Raw genomic sequence first — 16,526 nt, 5'->3', positions numbered from 1 at the left:
GATCATGAAAAAAATCACATACAGCATATTATCCATCGCACTATGTACCGCGGCAGTTTCCTGCATGCGCAAACTGGAAACGGTGCCGGTGGAATTTAAATCTGCCGAGTTCGTATTCAGCGACTCGGGACGTGCGGAACTATTCGTAAACAATGCCTATACCGATTTACCGGCAGACGTATCCACCTCTTTCAATTGGCTGGATGGCAACGCTATGCTGGCATCTGCAAGTGACGAGGCCATGCACGTATCTACCAACAAAACCGTTCCATCCGCCGCTCAACGTATGAGCGCTGCTAACTGGAACCCCTCCAATATGCGCTATTGGCGAGCCAGCGATGGAGCCGGCGAAATTGGGTCATGGATGAAATTCGGCGGGTATCATGGCAACCGTAAAGCAAATACGGGTATCAAAAATATGCACCTGTTACCTTCTACAGTTACCACGCGTTTCCGCAACCGTATGATGGGTGAAGTTGTTTTTCTGCGTGCCCTGCATCACTGGTTTTTGTTCCAGCGCTGGGGAGGTATTCCTATCGTAGACAAATCTTTTGAAGCATCAGATGACGTACTGATTCCCCGTAACTCCGCTAAATCGGTGATCGAGTTCATTGTTCGCAGTTGCGACGAAGCATATGCGTTACTGCCTGCAGAACCTTATTTCGAGCCAAATGAAGTGGGCCGTGCCGACCGAGGCAGTTGCCTGGCCCTCAAAGCCAAAGCGCTGTTATACGCTGCCAGCCCCTTATACAACCGTGCCGGAGAAGATACACTTACCGCTATGGGTAATGCTGACCCTGCCCGCTGGGCACAGGCTGCAAAGGCTGCTCAGGATTTAGTAGACCTCAACTGGTACGAGCTTTACCGCCCGGGCACCAACGGCCAAACCAACTACTCCAGTTTCTTCAACGCCTGGGGCGCAGGTACTACCAACCGCGAACTTATATTCGCACGCCTTCGTACCCCTAACCGTGATACAGAGAACGATAACTTCCCTGCAGGATTCACTAACGCCAGAGGCGGCACCTGCCCTTCGCAGGACCTCGTAGACGCTTACGAAATGGCCGATGGAACATTATTTAACTGGAACACACCCGCACACGCGGCGGCTCCTTATGTAAACCGGGACCCCCGCTTTTACGCCAGTATCATTTACAATGGTGCTAAATACGCCCGTTTTGCCGGACAGAACAACTACACTTTCCAGATATATACCGGCGGTGTAAACGCTAATGGTAACGCTAAAACCGAAACCGGGTACTATCTCAACAAGTTCATGGATTATGCCAATGCCAACCCGGCACAAAATACGGGTACTACCTATCATAACTGGGTGTACTTCCGTTATGCCGAAGTACTGCTTAACCTGGCAGAAGCGGGTAACGAAACAGGCGGCCCTTCTTATATAGCTCCGGGCGCTACCAGAGCGCTTACGCCGGTACAGGCGCTGGACCTGGTAAGGGCACGTGCGGGCATGCCCGATGTTCAAACCACTTTCACACGCCGTGGAACGCCCCTTACGCAGGAAACTCTCCGTACGTTCATCCAAAACGAACGCCGGATAGAACTGTCGTTTGAGGACCATCGTTACTTCGATGTGCGCAGGTGGATGATCATAGAATCATTGCCAGCGTTCATACGCGGTATGGTTATCACCAGGAACGGGGACGGTACTTTCACCTATAACCCGAATGTGCAGGTAGAGAGCAAGTTGTTTGAACAAAAACACTACTTCTTCCCTATCCCGCAAGTTGAAAGAAACCGTAATCCCAACCTCGCCCAAAACCCGCATTGGTAATAAAATAACTGTAACAGATGAAAAAATTATTATCATTCCTCATATTACTCTGCTGCTGCCTGCCCGATGTGATGGCGCAGGGTAAGGTCATCACCGGAAAGGTGGTGAACGCATCCGGCGAATTATTGATAGGCGCCGGCATCACCGAGAAAGGCACCTCCAATCGTACGGTGACCGATCCCAAAGGTGAGTTCAAACTCACGCTATCGGGTAACACCGGTGTTTTGCAAATCACTTACATCGGGTACGTTTCACAGGACGTGGCGATCCGCAACCAGGCCTCGCTGCACATCAGCCTTGAAGCTGACGCCACCAAACTTGGCGACTATGTAGTAGTTGGTTATGGTACGCAGAAAAAGGCCAGCGTAGTAGGCGCTATCTCCCAGGTAAAATCGGAAGAACTACAGCGCGCTTCTACTCCTAACCTCTCCAATGCCATCGCAGGCCGCGTTTCGGGTGTGGTAAGCATCATGGGCTCCGGTAAACCGGGTGCAGACAATGCACAGATCCTGATCCGTGGTATGGCTACTACCAATACCACCGCACCACTGGTGCTGGTAGACGGGGTGGAAAGAGAATGGCAGCAGATAGATCCTGTAGATATCGAAACCTTCTCCGTACTGAAAGATGCCTCTGCCACGGCCGTTTATGGTGTACGTGGTGCGAACGGTGTAATCCTTATTACCACCAAACGTGGTACGGTGGGCAGGCCAGTTCTTTCTATTTCTACACAGGCCGCGGTACAGCAACCCATTCGTAAGCCCAATTACCTCGGCTCTTACGACTTTGCCATGCTTACCAACGAAGCACTGAAAAACGAAGGCAAGCCTGCGGAATACACTGCCAGCGACCTTGAACATTACAGGTTAGGCAACTCGCCCTATACCCATCCGGATAATGATTATTATGAAGACTTTATGCGTAAGGCTTCCTGGCAACAACTGTCGAATGTGAGCGTGAGAGGCGGTAACGAAGTGCTGCAGTATTTCATTTCTGCCAACCATCTGCATCAGGAAGGTTTGTACAAAGAGTTCGCAAATTCAAATTACGCCACCAACACGGCTTACGATCGTATGAGCTTCCGCTCCAACCTCGACTTCACCGTTAGTCCTACCACCAAAATAGGCGTGGACCTTACCGGCAGATTTGAAGAAAGGAAACAGCCGAACTTCGATGAAGATCTTTTCGATAAACTAAGAAGGCTGCCCCCAAACTTCCAGTCGTATATAAATCCCGACGGCAGCATTGGCGGCCGCTCGGACGAAAGCCGTCTTTCCCCGTATGCCCTTCTTTCACAGTTTGGTAACCGCAACCGCAACAAGAACGTAATTGAAGGTGCCTTCACATTGCGCCAGGAGTTGAACAAGATCACCAAAGGCCTGTCTTTCCGCGCACTGGTTGGCTTTGTGAGCACTTACGAATCGCGCCGCGACATCGTGGAAAAACCACTTTTGTATGAATACACACGTTTCGGCCAGTATGCTCTTAACAAACCCGCGACCGAACTATCTATTTCAACAGGTAAAGGCGCCGGCAGCAGAAGGCAGCACTTTGAAGGAGCGCTGAACTACACCCGTTCATTTGGCGATCATGCCGTTACCGGTATGATCTTATACCAGCAGATACAGGACTTTGTGGAAGCCAGAATCCCTACCGGGTACCTCGGTTGGGTAGGACGTGCTACTTATGGCTACAAGAACAAATATCTCTTCGAAGTGAACGCCGGTTACAATGGCTCCATGCAATTTGACCCCAGCCGCCGTTACGGTTTCTTCCCAGCCGTTTCGCTGGGATGGGTGCCTTCGGAAGAAGGGTTCTGGGCTAACAACGCTTTCTTAAGTTACCTCAAAATCAGGGGGTCTTATGGAGAGATAGGGAACGACCGGATCGGCAACTTCAACTACCTGTATGAGCAACGTTATAACTACGCACCCAACGAAGATGGCTGGAGGTTTTACTTTGGCGAGCAACCTACCTCGGAAAGAGGTATTATCGAAGGTCAGCCTGGTAACGCCTATGTAACCTGGGAAAGAGCAAAAAAGAGCAACATTGGTTTTGATGCGCGTATGTGGGACGACCGCATTAACCTCACGGCCGACGTGTTCGCTGAAAATCGCCGCGACATCCTGGCTATCCCCTATTCCCTGCCGCTCGTATTTGGCATGAACAACCCACAGGGGTCCACCAGGACAGATGGACAAGGTTTACCGCCCGAAAACATCGGCCGGGTACACAACCAGGGCTTTGATATGGAGTTAGGCTTTACCGACAAGAAAGGTCCTTTCGGTTACTTCATCAAAGGTAACTTCACCTATGCCCGTAACGTGATAGAGCGCATAGACGAAGAAGGTAAACGTTATGACTGGCAGAAACGCGAAGGCAAACGTATTGGCCAGCACTTCGGCCTTACCGATGTTGGGCTGTATGGCTTAAATGATTTTGAACTGGATGGTAATGGCGGGCTGGTACTCGAAGGTGGTTTCCCTGTGTTAAAAAAAGACATCCCTATTCCGACTTACGGTGTGGTATATCCCGGCGATATCCGTTATGCAGACCGCAATAAAGACGGATTGGTCGATAGCTACGACGAAGGTGCCATCGGAAAAGGCTCCGTACCGGAATATATTTACGGCATCACCGTAGGTGGCAGTTATAAAGGGTTCGACATGAACTTTCTGATACAGGGCGCAGGTGGTGCAGATATGTACTTCCAGCAGGATGCTGTATGGGAATTCAGCCAATTGGGTAAGGTAATGGAACATCACCTGGGCCGTTACAATCCAGACGATCCATCATCCTGGGACAAGGCGACCTATCCCCGTCTGCATCCTACAGAAAATACAAACAACCACCGCAAATCAACCTACTGGCTGTATGCACGGAACTATGTGCGCCTGAAAAACGTAGAAATAGGCTATAACCTTCCTAAATCTTTGCTGTCGCAGATAAAGATTACGAGCGCCCGTTTCTTCGCCAATGGCAACAACCTCATCACCTGGGATAAAATGATGAACTGGGACCCCGAATCCTCCAGCGAGATCGGTGCTTCTTATCCTCAGTTAAGAACATGGAACCTGGGCGTTAAAGTAACCTTGTAAAACAGAACAACATGAAATCAAGCATAAAAAAGCTCACATATTTTCTCCTGCTGATCACGCTCGCCTCCTGTTCAAAAGACGGTGCGGGCCTGCTGGACAAAGCTGAATCAGGCGATCTGAATGAAGAAAGGGTATTTACAAACGCCAAGTACACGAAAGAGTTCCTGACCGACATTTACCGTCGTATTCCATACAGTTGGGACAACAACGTATACCTGGACGCCGCTACAGACGATGGTGAGGCACGACCCTGGTGGGGATGGGTGAACAACGTACACGTAGGCGCCTATAATCCTACCAGTTTACCTGATAAATTTAAGCGCTGGGCCGATTATTACGCCGCTATCCGCGCCTGTAACCTGTTTCTCAGTAAAATAGACGGGGCACCCATCGATCCCGAGCAGTACATGAACACAGAACAAGTGCGCGACCGCATGAAATATGAGGCAGTAGCACTGCGCGCGTTTTTCTACGCAGAACTCGTGCGCTGGTACGGAGGTGTACCTGTTATCACCAAAGTACTCGACCGCGATTCTCCCGAACTATTCACTGCCCGCGCCAATCTCGAAGAAGTGCAAAAGTTCATCAGCGACCAATGTGACACGGCAGCAGCACACTTGCCTGCCAAACAAACAGGCATCGACTTTATGCGTGTAACCAGCGGTTTGGCAAAGGCCGTTAAAGCAAGAGTATTGCTTCACCTGGCCAGCCCGCTGTTTAACAACAGCACATCCGGCGAAGCCAGTCCATGGTCATGGGGCAACTACGATGCTAACCGCTGGAAGGCAGCAGCAGATGCAGCTAAAGCGGTAATGGACCATAAAGATGAAAATGGTGCGCAGGTATACAGCCTGGTAGTAAGAACAGAACCGGCCAACTACTTCGGCACCCGGGTAACCTACCCAGGATCGATGAAGGCCATGGGCTGGTTCAACGTATTCATTACCCGCGTAAACACCGAATACATACTCGGCTACGGCAGAAAAGGGCTTACCAATGAACTCGACAAGTGGCAGCTTCCCGGTGCCATGCAACGGGCGGGCGATGCATCCTACACTTTGCCTACGTATAACTACGCCGCCTGCTTTGAAACTAAAGACGGCTACCCAGTTTACCAGACCGACGAATACGGTGTGCCCCTGCTCGACGGTAACGGCCAGTTCGTAGTAAATACAGCTTCCGGGTTTGATCCGCAGAAACCCTACGACAACAGAGATTCACGCTTCTACCATTCACTCTGGTACAACGGTTCTATGTTTAGCGGCATTACGTTTAATACCTGGCGGGCCGAAGATGGTTCGTTCGGGCAGGAGTTCCTGAACGGTTACGCCCATACAGGTTTGTTCCTGCGTAAGTTCATGGACCCCAAGAACATCACCATTAACAACAGCGGTACCCAGGGTCAAACTAACCATACGTTCCCGGTATATCGTTATGTAGAAATGCTGCTTAATTACGCGGAAGCGATGAATGAGTTTTTGCCGGACGGGAGTGCCCGCACAGAAGTAATCCAGGCACTGAACCAGATCAGGACACGCGCAGACATGCCCGATATTGCCACCACTTTTACACGCAATGGCTGGAATGAGAACAGCCAGCAGGATATGCGCAAATTCATCCGCAACGAACGCAGGATAGAACTGGCCTTCGAAGATCATCGCTTCTTCGATATCCGCCGCTGGGTTGTCGGCGAACAAACGCAGAAAACCGTGTACGAGCACGATGTACTTAAAAAGCCCGATGGCTCATTCGTATACAGCATCAGGGTTTGGGAAAGAAGGGTGTTCCAGCCAAGGCATAACCTGCTGCCCATACCGCAGTCTGAAGTGAACAACAATAAAAACATGCAGCAAAACCCAGGCTGGTAAAACTGATCAACAATGAAAAGAATCCTTTTAATATTTAGCGTAATGCTGCTGGCTTTCAGCAGTTGCAAAAAAGAAGACCTCTTCGACAAATTCGTACCCGAAGTACTTTTCTATCCAGGCAACGCAGTGGAGAATCCCGATTTCGTGACCACTACTCTACCTGCCGGCGTCACCGAATGGACCGTAAAGGCCCGCGTAAGCGCCCCCGTAAAACTAAAAGAGATCAAACTTTATAAAACAGTGAACGGTGGAACAGAAGAGCTACTGGAATCGTATACGGACTTCAGCCTAAGGCCAACAGTATATAACCTGAATTATGTATTGAAGGACATTACCGCAGAAACAACGGTACGTATCAATGCCACCGACCTTGATGGCAAACCAACAAGCAGGACATTCCTGATAAAGGTAACTCCTTAACAAAGAATACAACGAGGCCGGCTGATGAAGCCGGCCTCGTTTTTTACTACTGCATTTCATAAAAAAACATCCCTTTTTACCTAAAGCCCGGTTAAGCAATTAATTTCACTTAATAGACTTATTTAGCCTCTTCAAGTTTTGAAGGACCTCGTTTTATGCTGTCAGGCCGCCTTTCTCTCCTTTCGCCCTTTATACGTACATAATGCACATACATCAAACATCCCCCGCCCGCAGTATTCAACAACACCTCCATCAACGGCGGGAAATACGCATGTGCCAAAAGGATCACCAGCATTATTACATTTCCCAGCACCAAAGCAAACTTGAAAAACACTGTCTGGTACCGGATTTTACCTGAAAGCACCATTGGCAATGTACTAATGATCGCGGCACTACACAGTACCGGGTGCACCAGTTCGTGATCTGCCAGCAGCGCAGGCATAAAGAGCAGTAATAATGGCATGCTCCAGCAATGTACAAAACAGAGGAAGGAAACAGTTAAACCAGAATAATCTGCCAGCCGCGAAAGATGATGTTTAAGAATGAATTTCATCGGGTTGTTTTTGGGGGATAAAAGCAGGGACAGGAAGGCCCGCCCCTGCATAAACAAATCAGTGTTTTACTTCGAAGATCAGGTTAATTGGATTTTGCTGGGCAATCCTGAACCTGGAATACCCTGCCTCTTTCACAATCTGTTTAACGGCAGCAGGACCGGCCTGTGCGCCCAGACAATAATCGCCGTCCTCCGAATGAGAATGTGGTACACATAGTGCAGTAGACGCGGCATAAAACATTCTTCCAATGGGATTGAAATTATCTTCGGGATTATCGCCGGCATTAGGTTCCACGAACAGCAGTGACCCATCCGTTGCTAATTTAGTACGGGCGTACTGCAGTGCCTTCAACGGGTTACCGAGATCATGCAGACAATCGAAAAAGCAGATCATATCGAAATTGCCCTGTGTATATGCTTCTGCGCCAGCCTCGATGAAAAACACGTTAGTGAGCCCTTTTTCCGCTGCCCGTTGTTTCGCTACCGCAATGGAGGCTGTATGATAGTCGAAACCATAAAATTCGCTATTAGGAAAGGCTTCGGCCATCAGGATCGTAGAAGCGCCATGACCACAGCCGATATCGGCCACACGACCACCGTTGCGCAGTTTGGTTTCCATTCCTGGTAAAGAAGGAATCCATACCGAGTTCAGGTTAGCGAGATAACCTGTACGGTAAACACTTTCTACACCATGAAACAGGTCATGATGATGTTCGTGCCAGCCAATGCCGCTACCGGTAGTAAAAGCGTTCAACAATTTGTCTTTGTCTTTCCATAAACTGTTTACTACATAATAGGCGGGACCAAGGAGGAAAGGACTGTCTTTTTCTACCAGTACCAGGGCATGCTCCTCCGGTAATTCATAAGTCTTGTTTACTTTATCATACACAATATATCCGCCCGCTGCCTGGTTGTTAAGCCATTCGCGAATGTACCGTTCAAAAGTGTTTGTTTTGGCGGCCAGCTCATGGGGTGTTAACGGTCCTGCGCCGCGCATAGCTGTGTATAAACCAAGTTCCTGGCCAAGTAAGGCCATAACGCCGGAGTAATTGGCGGAGAGGTCCAGTATAAACTGGCCGAGGAATTGTTCTGCCTTTTTGAAGTCGACAACCGGTTGTTCTGCTGTTAAAACTGACATTGTAATGCTACTTTTTGGGTGATTGATATTGACCATCTTCCTGATGGCCGATACAAAAGTAGCACGATGCTCCGCCAGCGAATTGTTAGATTGGCCCGGATAATTGTCCATTTGGCTCAGCGGATAAAAAATACTGGTGCCGGAACTGCTGTGGGGGCAAGTTGTAATGTTTCTTAAAGCAGCGGATAAAATGAGAAGCTGTTTCAAACCCGGATGTGTAGGCGATCTCGCTCACACTTTCGTCCGAAGTAAGCAAACGCATTCTGGCGTATTTCAGCCGCATGTCTATCAGCCATTTGTTCAGAGAGGTACCGAAAGTATCCTGGAAGTCCCTTTTAAAAGTGGAAAGACTGCGGTGTGTCAGCTTCGAAAAGTCTTCCTGGTTCAGATTATACAGGTAATTGTCCATCATTATCTGTTTCAGGTTTGCCTTCTCTTCTTTAGCCAGTGAGAAAAAATAGGCCGTTAATTCGGGGTTGATGTTACGGGTGATCAACTGTAGCAACAACTCTTTAAACTTAAGTTTCAGCAAAGCGCCGGATGGATTGTGCTGTTGCAGGAAAAAACTCAGCATCGATTCGAAATACAGTTTTAAAGTAAGATCAACCTCCAATCTCAATACCGTAGAGGAGTTTACACCTCCCTGCCGCAGCAGTTCGGACTCTTTCACCACCTGCCGAATAAAGTCGTCGGGTATAAAAAACACCAGTGCACAGAATTTTTCATCGTAGTAATTTTTAACCAGGTGCGCGCCTTTCCTGCAAAATATAGCATCGCCCACCGTAACAGGAAACTCGCCTTCAGGTGTAATCCATGTTTTCAGCCCGCTTTGAATAAAAGCGATGTAGCTGTGCTGCGACCAGATTCCGCTCCGGACATCGCCCGGTACACACTGGTACTCTACCAACAGGAGACCATCGCATTCAAGTTTAGTATAATTGGTTTTGAGGTTAAACTCATACAAATTATTCATTGGGGAACTTTATAATTAAATGATGCTGACTAAATGGGGCCGTATGGGATAGCGAGCAAATATACACCGTTTGCGCGAAATTTAATTGGGCCGCCAGTCTGCCACCAATTACCACCCGGTAACAAACAACCTCCCCGCCCCTTTCAATCCACAATGCTGATACTTATCGTAAGCTGCTGCCACCTTCCGATGGGTAACCGCCGGTTGCTCCTTTAACAGCCAACTGTCTATCATCGCATCCAGCGTATAGGCTTCGGGCGACATTAAGTGGGTAGTCCACATAAGCGGGTTAGCCCCTGTTTTGCGGATGGGTGCTGTGAAATACTGTTTGCTGGCACAGGCAAAGATCGCTACATCACGGGGGCGGTCGTTGGCTTTGGCGGGATAGGCCGGCAGCGCTGCATCCATCAGTCCATTGTGACCAACGAAACAGATTAAGCGGGCATTACCGCCGGCGCGTATGGTATCTTTATCAAGCGGAATGTAGACAGGCTCCTGCCCTGCGGCATACTGCAGGAAGCGGGTGATGGTTTCCGGCATACGCGCGCCGTCGTAGGCATCGGCCACCAGGTGAACGTTTTGTGTGCGGTGCTTAAATATCAGGCGTTCATGAATATAAGGGGCGGGCTGCTTCAGTTGTTTCACCAACTGCCAGTCGGGTTGTTTCTTTAAAAATGTTTTAACCCCGTAACCGCATCCCCAGTAAAGATTATTAGCCGGGTCCTGCCCATTGCCGATTGCAGCGGGTACAGGTACTATGCCCTGGTATTTGTTATCACAAAGCGCTACCAGTACATGTATGGTGACAGGCGGGGTGTAATTCCCAAAGGCCGAAAGCAGGAAAAACAGCAGATGCATGATACAGTTTATAAACAGATGCAGAAAAGCTGTTTTTACATAAATCTATGCAGCTTTCAGTTTCCTTTTTGTCTTCAGTAAACTCTTTTGCATCCATTTCTGGATCAGGGTTTTAAGTCTCGATTTATAATCCGACACCAGCCAGTCTGTATAGTTCTTCGTCACTTTGCCCAGGCACTTGCCATACTGCTTCACTCTCCATTGGATTTCCTGGTCCAGTTCATCAGCCAGTTCCAGCGCCTGTGCAATGGATTCACTATTTTCCACACACATCACCACATGCTGCCTGATCGCGTTCCTGATCACGTTCATCGACTTCTGCCCTGCGTCCATCGCCTGCTGATATGCCTCCTGCACATCGAAAGAAAGCTGTAATGTATTCGGGAACTTTGCCCGCAGGTCGGAAGGTATTACGCGGGCTTCGGCACTGGCGGAGTGAATATGAAGGCTTTCGATATAAGCTTCCGGTCTGTCAAATACCAGTTGCCAGTCCATAGGAGCTTTCCATTCACCGAAACGTTCGATATTATTGCCAAGATCAATGATCGTAAATGTTTTTTTCTTCGGTAAACTTCTCGATCCCCTGCCAATCATCTGGTGATAAAGCGTGAGAGAAGTGGTAGCGCGGTTCAGGATCACGGTTTGTATACTTGGCTCATCAAAACCTGTGGTAAGAATAGATACAGAAGTAAGGATCGCCCCTTTTGTTTTCTTAAACCATTTCAATATATCCTGCCGCTCTGTAGCAGAATGACGGTTATCGAGGTGTTTTACCGGGTAACCGGCATCTTCAAATAGTTTGCACACATTCCGTGAAGTAAATATCCCATTATTGAAGATGAGTGTTTTCTTTCCCTTTGAATGCTTTTCATAGGAATACATCAGCAGGTCAAGCATCGCTTTCGACGAATACAATTCATCGGAAGTACTGATGGTAAAGTCGCCGTAAATGCCCGTCTTTAAAGAATTAAGTTCCACATCATACCGCCAGCTTACCGGTTTGGCGAGGTATCCCTGTTTAACCAGGCTGGCAATACTTTCTCCAATGATCAATTCCCGGTACGTTTTGTTCATCGTCAAATCTGCGTTCGAACTAAGCGGCGTCGCCGTAACACCTACAACAATCGCATCGGGGAATTTACTTAACAATTTCTGAAAAGCATTGTGATGCGCTTCATCTATAATCACCAGTCCTATCGAAGCGGGATTAAGCATACCTTGTTTGAGGCGGTTGCGTAACGTTTCCACCATTGCTACGTAACAATGGTGGTCGTCCTTTTTGCTCAGCTGCTTCACCGCACTATTGATCACTTTGGTTTTAACCTCCAGCCGTTTTATTGCGGCGGCCGTTTGGCTACATAGCTCTGTGCGATGCGTAAGTACCATCACCTTACTATGAAAGTCGGTTACAAAACGTTTGGCTATTTCTGAGAAGATACGGGTCTTTCCGCCGCCGGTGGGCAATTGGTAAAGTATCCTGCTCCCTTTGGATGCATACTTTAATTTCCCGAACAATATATTGAGGTCGCGTTCCTGGTATGGATATAAGCTCGTGGATTTGCTTATACTGATGTCATTTCCCTTCATAATTCTCTCCTGTTAGTTAGGTCTACACATTATTTCCGCCACAAACTGTGGTGAGGATGCATTTAACTAACAGTATGCAAACGTGGGGCCAATGGCAGGTAATAACAGCAGCCAAACTGTTAGTAATATCAGCTTACCGATACATCCGGCAAGCCATTTCCTTTCCATTTTAACCATCAATAGTGCAAAATCCTCTAAGCCTTATACACTGGTCGAAATTTTGTATACCTACATCCTATGACGCGGATCAGTTATCACACCTCTCACGAACAACACAAGCCCAGCGACTTGCTGCGTTATGTGCAATTAGCCGAAAAAGCCGGTTTCAATGGCGCGCAGTCATCCGACCACTTCCACCCATGGAACGGGGAACAGGGGCAGTCGGGCTTTGCCTGGTCGTGGCTCGGAGCTGCTATGCAGGCCACATCATTTGTTTACGGTATTGTAAACGCCCCCGGACAGCGCTACCACCCTGCCATTATAGCCCAGGCTGCCGCTACACTGGCAGAAATGTTCCCGGAGCGACTCTGGGTAGCATTGGGAAGCGGACAGGCGCTGAATGAGGCGATAACAGGGCAAAAATGGCCATGCAAGGCCGACCGTAACCAGCGCCTTAAAGAATGTGTAACCATCATCCGTGCATTATGGAATGGGGAAACTGTTACACACAAAGGACTCGTAGAAGTGGAAGAAGCAAGATTATACACGTTGCCCGCCACGCCACCCATGCTCGTAGGCGCCGCTATCACTGAAGAAACGGCTGCCTGGACGGGCAGCTGGGCCGACGCTTTGATTACGGTAGCGCAACCGCTGCCCAAACTGAAACGCGTCATCGATGCTTTTCGCAACAACGGGGGCGGCAACAAGCCAATGAAACTGAAGGTGCAGTTATCGTATCACCCTAATGTACAATTCGCGCGGCAGGATGCATTTGAACAATGGCGCTCCAATATTTTCGGCAATGCAATGCTCACCGAACTGCGTAACCCGGCCCAGTTCGAACAGGCGGCTGCATTCGTAAAACCGGAAGATCTCGACGGGCATGTACACATATCCGCCGCTGCGCAACAACACATCGACTGGCTGATGCAGTACGCGGAATTGGGATTTGACGAACTGATACTGCATAATGTAAATACCGATCAGGAAACATTCATAGCTATTTTTGGAAAGGAAGTATTGCCTGCTTTACAACGTGGCTGATAAAAAACGGAGAAATGGTGAACTACTGGTATAAAAACGCGGTGATCTATTCACTGGATATTAAAAGCTTTGCCGATGGCAATGGCGATGGCATCGGAGACCTGGCAGGACTCATGCAAAAACTGGACTACCTCGCCTGCCTGGGCATCAATTGTATATGGCTACAACCCCTGCATCCATCGCCATGGAAAGACGGGGGATATGATGTTGCGGACCACTACGCGATCGATGAACGACTGGGTTCATTACCCGAATTTATAAAGATGACGGAGCTGGCGCGCGAAAGGGGTATCCGTATCATGATGGACCTGGTCGCTAATCATACCTCTGACCAGCACCCCTGGTTCAAAGATGCCCGAAAACATAAAAACAGTGCTTACCGCGATTATTACGTGTGGGAAACTGAACGCCCAAGGTACCATCGCCCCAATATCATTTTTACCGGTAAACAGGATAGCAACTGGGCGTACGATAAAATGGCGAAAGCCTGGTATTATCACACCTTCTACCCTTTTCAACCCGACCTCAATATTTCCCATCCCAAAGTACAGGACGAAATAAAAAACATTCTCCGCTTCTGGATAAAATTGGGTGTAAGCGGCTTTAGGATAGATGCCGTGCCGCATATGCTGCGAAAGAAAGGAAAGGAACAACTGCCAGGCGATGCACACGACCTGCTGCGCAAACTGCGCACGTTTGTGGACGAGCAGGGCGAAGATATAGTACTGATGGGCGAAGCAGATACGCAACACGAAAGCTACAGCGACTTCTTCGGCGAACGCGATCAGTTACATATGTTGCTGAACTTCCACCTTAACAACCACCTGTTCCTGGCACTGGCACAAAAGAAAGCACGGCCGCTTACGGAGTCGCTGAACGAACTGCTGCCTAACTCAGCCGACTGTAACCAGTTCGCCAATTTCGTACGAAATCATGATGAACTGAACATCGGGCAACTGAATTCCACACAGCAAAAAACCGTATTAAACGCATTTGCACCCGACAACAATATGCGCATTTACGAAACCGGTATCCGCCGGCGCCTGCCAACGATGCTCAATAACAATCCGCGCTGCATTAAACTTACTTACAGCCTGTTATTCTCCCTCCCCGGAACACCCGTGCTGCGGTATGGCGAAGAAATAGGAATGGGAGATGCACTTGCCCTATCCGAACGAAACAGTGTTCGCACGGCTATGCAGTGGACCGATGGCAAAAACGGCGGCTTTTCCAATAACAGCTCTTCATGGCCCACTATCAGCAAAGGGCCCTACAGCTTTAAACATATCAATGTAGCAGCACAGGCGCAGGACCGAAACTCTTTGTTAAACACCCTGTCCCGCATGATCAGTTTACGAAAAGCTTACTCGGCCTTCGGCTGGGGACAATATGAGATCATCGACTGCGAGCATCCCGGCGTGCTGATACATGTGTGCCGCCGCGATTCTAATGTGGCCGTAGCTATCCATAATTTCACGGGCGACACAGTAGACGTATCGCTTTCATTACCCGAAGAAGAACGTGCCCTTTTTACAGAAATACTGGCCGACCAGGCGTACGAACAACTAAACGGCAAAGTGCGTATTAACGGCTACGGCTATCGTTGGTTTTGCAGATGGCCTTTGGCGTAAAGTTGCTGAACTTCTTACATTCCCGCACCAGGTGTGCCTGGTCGGCATTAACCCAGTGGGTAAACTGAGTCCGGCCCATTTTACCGGGCCGTTGCCTGCCTTTGTAATATGATGGTACAGGCGACAGGAACGGATGATTTGCTGGCAGGCTTGGGACTTAAACGCGTTGTGGATTTAAAGTGCGTTTACTGTAGCTGCAATATCCCACTCGGTGATCAGTTTGCGGAGGTTCTGTGCCAGTTCTTCGTCGATGTTCGCCCGTAAATTGTTTCGCTAGTACCGGGTTTACTTTTTCAATCACATCCACAAAATTACCGGGTGTAAAAAGATGAGATAGAAGAAATGCATGTAAATGGCAGAGATAGCTAAAAGTCTTACGCAACCCCTCCATGTGGCTGTTTTTTATTGCCTTTCTGTGGGTGCATCTTTCTGGGATTCTTTAAAGATCCTTTATAGATGTCCCATATATGAGTCATATATGAGCCATATCTAAGCCATAGATGTCCCATATCTTAAAAGAGATGGCTTATATATGGCTTAAATATCATTTAAATCTGAATTTGATATGTAATACGTATATAAGATCCTATAACCCTTTAACTACTTTGTTTATGGCAATCCTAAAAGATGGTTTACAGTTTACAGGCAGCGTGGGGCACCTCACCGCCTATACGATGAAGGGCACCGATAAGATAGTAGTGCGCAGGAAAAGCGGCCCCTCCAAAGAGAAAATAAAGAAAGCCCCGAATTTTGCGAAGACCAGGGAAAACAATGTGGAGTTTGGATTATGCGCGCAGATAGCAAGCGGTATACGCGCCGCTTTATGGCCGTTAAAACACATGGCTGGTTACAATTTCACCCCCACACTGATAGCTATGGCCAAACACGTTCAACAGCTGGACACCACCAGCGAACGCGGAAAGCGGAAAGTGCTTTTTTCGCAGCACAGGCACCTGCTGGAAGGTTTTAATCTTAACAAGATCAACCAGTTCAACAGTGTACTACGCCATCCGCTGGCGTGTTCGATAGACAGGACCGGGGTAGCAGCCACGGTAAACATCCCGCAACTGGTACCTGGCATGAATATCTTCCTGCCCTGGCAGCAGCCCGTTTACCGCATTGTGGCCGCCTTTGGTTTTATGTGCGACGATGACGCCACCGCAGAGGGGCATGCGGTGTCTGCAGCTACCGACTGGCATCCATCGCATCAACCTTTTGAGCGTACAACACTGTCACTCGATTATGCGAGAAAAGGCCGTTTCGGGAGCGATATGACCATGATACTGTCGATCGGTATAGAAATGGGCACACCGATCAGCGACCATTTCGTACAGCCCTTTAAAAACCACGCCGCGGCCAAAATACTGGCCACCGGATAAGGCAGATGCTCCGGTTTTGC

At 48.7% G+C, this 16,526-nt stretch carries 12 protein-coding genes; 7 read left to right on the top strand and 5 right to left on the bottom strand.

What is annotated here, in order from left to right:
• Positions 1–4 precede the first annotated feature (4 nt).
• Genes QZT80_RS09015 through QZT80_RS09000 form a run of 4 tightly spaced genes read left to right on the top strand, consistent with a single transcriptional unit; the run spans position 5 to position 7,184 of the window.
• On the top strand, positions 5–1,798 hold the full coding sequence (locus QZT80_RS09015) for a RagB/SusD family nutrient uptake outer membrane protein (protein WP_295120790.1): 1,794 nt from the start codon (positions 5–7) through the stop codon (positions 1,796–1,798).
• Positions 1,799–1,815: 17 nt separating this feature from the next.
• The gene (locus tag QZT80_RS09010; RefSeq protein WP_295120787.1) at positions 1,816–4,896 is read left to right on the top strand and encodes a TonB-dependent receptor; all 3,081 of its coding nucleotides are present in this window, start codon (positions 1,816–1,818) and stop codon (positions 4,894–4,896) included.
• An 11-nt stretch (positions 4,897–4,907) separates the two neighbouring features.
• Complete coding sequence (locus QZT80_RS09005; protein ID WP_295120783.1) at positions 4,908–6,764, top strand: RagB/SusD family nutrient uptake outer membrane protein; 1,857 nt, start codon at positions 4,908–4,910, stop codon at positions 6,762–6,764.
• A 12-nt stretch (positions 6,765–6,776) separates the two neighbouring features.
• Complete coding sequence (locus QZT80_RS09000; RefSeq protein ID WP_295120780.1) at positions 6,777–7,184, top strand: hypothetical protein; 408 nt, start codon at positions 6,777–6,779, stop codon at positions 7,182–7,184.
• A 118-nt stretch (positions 7,185–7,302) separates the two neighbouring features.
• Here QZT80_RS09000 and QZT80_RS08995 read toward each other — a convergent pair whose 3' ends face one another.
• From QZT80_RS08995 to QZT80_RS08975, 5 genes are all read right to left on the bottom strand, one after another.
• Positions 7,303–7,737: a MerC family mercury resistance protein gene (locus tag QZT80_RS08995; RefSeq protein WP_295120777.1), complete on the bottom strand. Its 435-nt coding sequence runs from the start codon at positions 7,735–7,737 to the stop codon at positions 7,303–7,305.
• Positions 7,738–7,795: 58 nt separating this feature from the next.
• Entirely contained in the window at positions 7,796–8,875 is a 1,080-nt protein-coding gene (locus QZT80_RS08990) for a class I SAM-dependent methyltransferase (RefSeq protein WP_295120773.1), read from the bottom strand.
• An 85-nt stretch (positions 8,876–8,960) separates the two neighbouring features.
• Positions 8,961–9,848, bottom strand: coding sequence for an AraC family transcriptional regulator (locus tag QZT80_RS08985; RefSeq protein ID WP_295120769.1), 888 nt, complete (start codon positions 9,846–9,848; stop codon positions 8,961–8,963).
• 108 nt (positions 9,849–9,956) lie between these two features.
• Positions 9,957–10,706 carry a hypothetical protein gene (locus QZT80_RS08980; RefSeq protein ID WP_295120767.1) on the bottom strand — a complete coding sequence of 250 codons (750 nt, stop codon included), beginning with the start codon at positions 10,704–10,706 and terminating at the stop codon, positions 9,957–9,959.
• A gap of 45 nt (positions 10,707–10,751) precedes the next feature.
• The gene (locus QZT80_RS08975) at positions 10,752–12,293 is read right to left on the bottom strand and encodes a DEAD/DEAH box helicase (protein ID WP_295120764.1); all 1,542 of its coding nucleotides are present in this window, start codon (positions 12,291–12,293) and stop codon (positions 10,752–10,754) included.
• A gap of 237 nt (positions 12,294–12,530) precedes the next feature.
• On the opposite strand from QZT80_RS08975, the gene QZT80_RS08970 reads away from it, so the two are divergent.
• The 3 genes from QZT80_RS08970 (at position 12,531) to QZT80_RS08960 (ending at position 16,506) form a co-directional block, all read left to right on the top strand.
• A complete protein-coding gene (locus QZT80_RS08970; RefSeq protein ID WP_295120761.1) occupies positions 12,531–13,496 on the top strand; it encodes a TIGR03885 family FMN-dependent LLM class oxidoreductase in 966 nt (321 codons plus the stop codon).
• A gap of 14 nt (positions 13,497–13,510) precedes the next feature.
• Positions 13,511–15,127 (top strand): alpha-amylase family protein, encoded by a 1,617-nt coding sequence (locus tag QZT80_RS08965; protein ID WP_295120758.1) that lies wholly within the window; start codon positions 13,511–13,513, stop codon positions 15,125–15,127.
• 611 nt (positions 15,128–15,738) lie between these two features.
• Positions 15,739–16,506 carry a hypothetical protein gene (locus QZT80_RS08960; RefSeq protein ID WP_295120755.1) on the top strand — a complete coding sequence of 256 codons (768 nt, stop codon included), beginning with the start codon at positions 15,739–15,741 and terminating at the stop codon, positions 16,504–16,506.
• The last annotated feature ends 20 nt before the right edge of the window (positions 16,507–16,526 follow it).

The organism is uncultured Chitinophaga sp. (genome assembly GCF_902168175.1).
Taxonomy (GTDB): Bacteria; Bacteroidota; Bacteroidia; order Chitinophagales; family Chitinophagaceae; genus Chitinophaga.
This window is presented reverse-complemented; position numbering and strand designations above follow the sequence as displayed.

Bases quoted from the DNA above. Each gene is read 5' to 3' on its own strand.
- QZT80_RS08975 (WP_295120764.1), bottom strand. From the start codon at position 12,293: ATGAAGGGAAATGACATCAGTATAAGCAAATCCACGAGCTTATATCCA.
- QZT80_RS08970 (WP_295120761.1), top strand. From the start codon at position 12,531: ATGACGCGGATCAGTTATCACACCTCTCACGAACAACACAAGCCCAGC.
- QZT80_RS08965 (WP_295120758.1), top strand. From the start codon at position 13,511: ATGGTGAACTACTGGTATAAAAACGCGGTGATCTATTCACTGGATATT.
- QZT80_RS08990 (WP_295120773.1), bottom strand. From the start codon at position 8,875: ATGTCAGTTTTAACAGCAGAACAACCGGTTGTCGACTTCAAAAAGGCA.
- QZT80_RS08980 (WP_295120767.1), bottom strand. From the start codon at position 10,706: ATGCATCTGCTGTTTTTCCTGCTTTCGGCCTTTGGGAATTACACCCCG.
- QZT80_RS08960 (WP_295120755.1), top strand. From the start codon at position 15,739: ATGGCAATCCTAAAAGATGGTTTACAGTTTACAGGCAGCGTGGGGCAC.
- QZT80_RS08985 (WP_295120769.1), bottom strand. From the start codon at position 9,848: ATGAATAATTTGTATGAGTTTAACCTCAAAACCAATTATACTAAACTT.
- QZT80_RS09000 (WP_295120780.1), top strand. From the start codon at position 6,777: ATGAAAAGAATCCTTTTAATATTTAGCGTAATGCTGCTGGCTTTCAGC.
- QZT80_RS09015 (WP_295120790.1), top strand. From the start codon at position 5: ATGAAAAAAATCACATACAGCATATTATCCATCGCACTATGTACCGCG.
- QZT80_RS09005 (WP_295120783.1), top strand. From the start codon at position 4,908: ATGAAATCAAGCATAAAAAAGCTCACATATTTTCTCCTGCTGATCACG.
- QZT80_RS09010 (WP_295120787.1), top strand. From the start codon at position 1,816: ATGAAAAAATTATTATCATTCCTCATATTACTCTGCTGCTGCCTGCCC.
- QZT80_RS08995 (WP_295120777.1), bottom strand. From the start codon at position 7,737: ATGAAATTCATTCTTAAACATCATCTTTCGCGGCTGGCAGATTATTCT.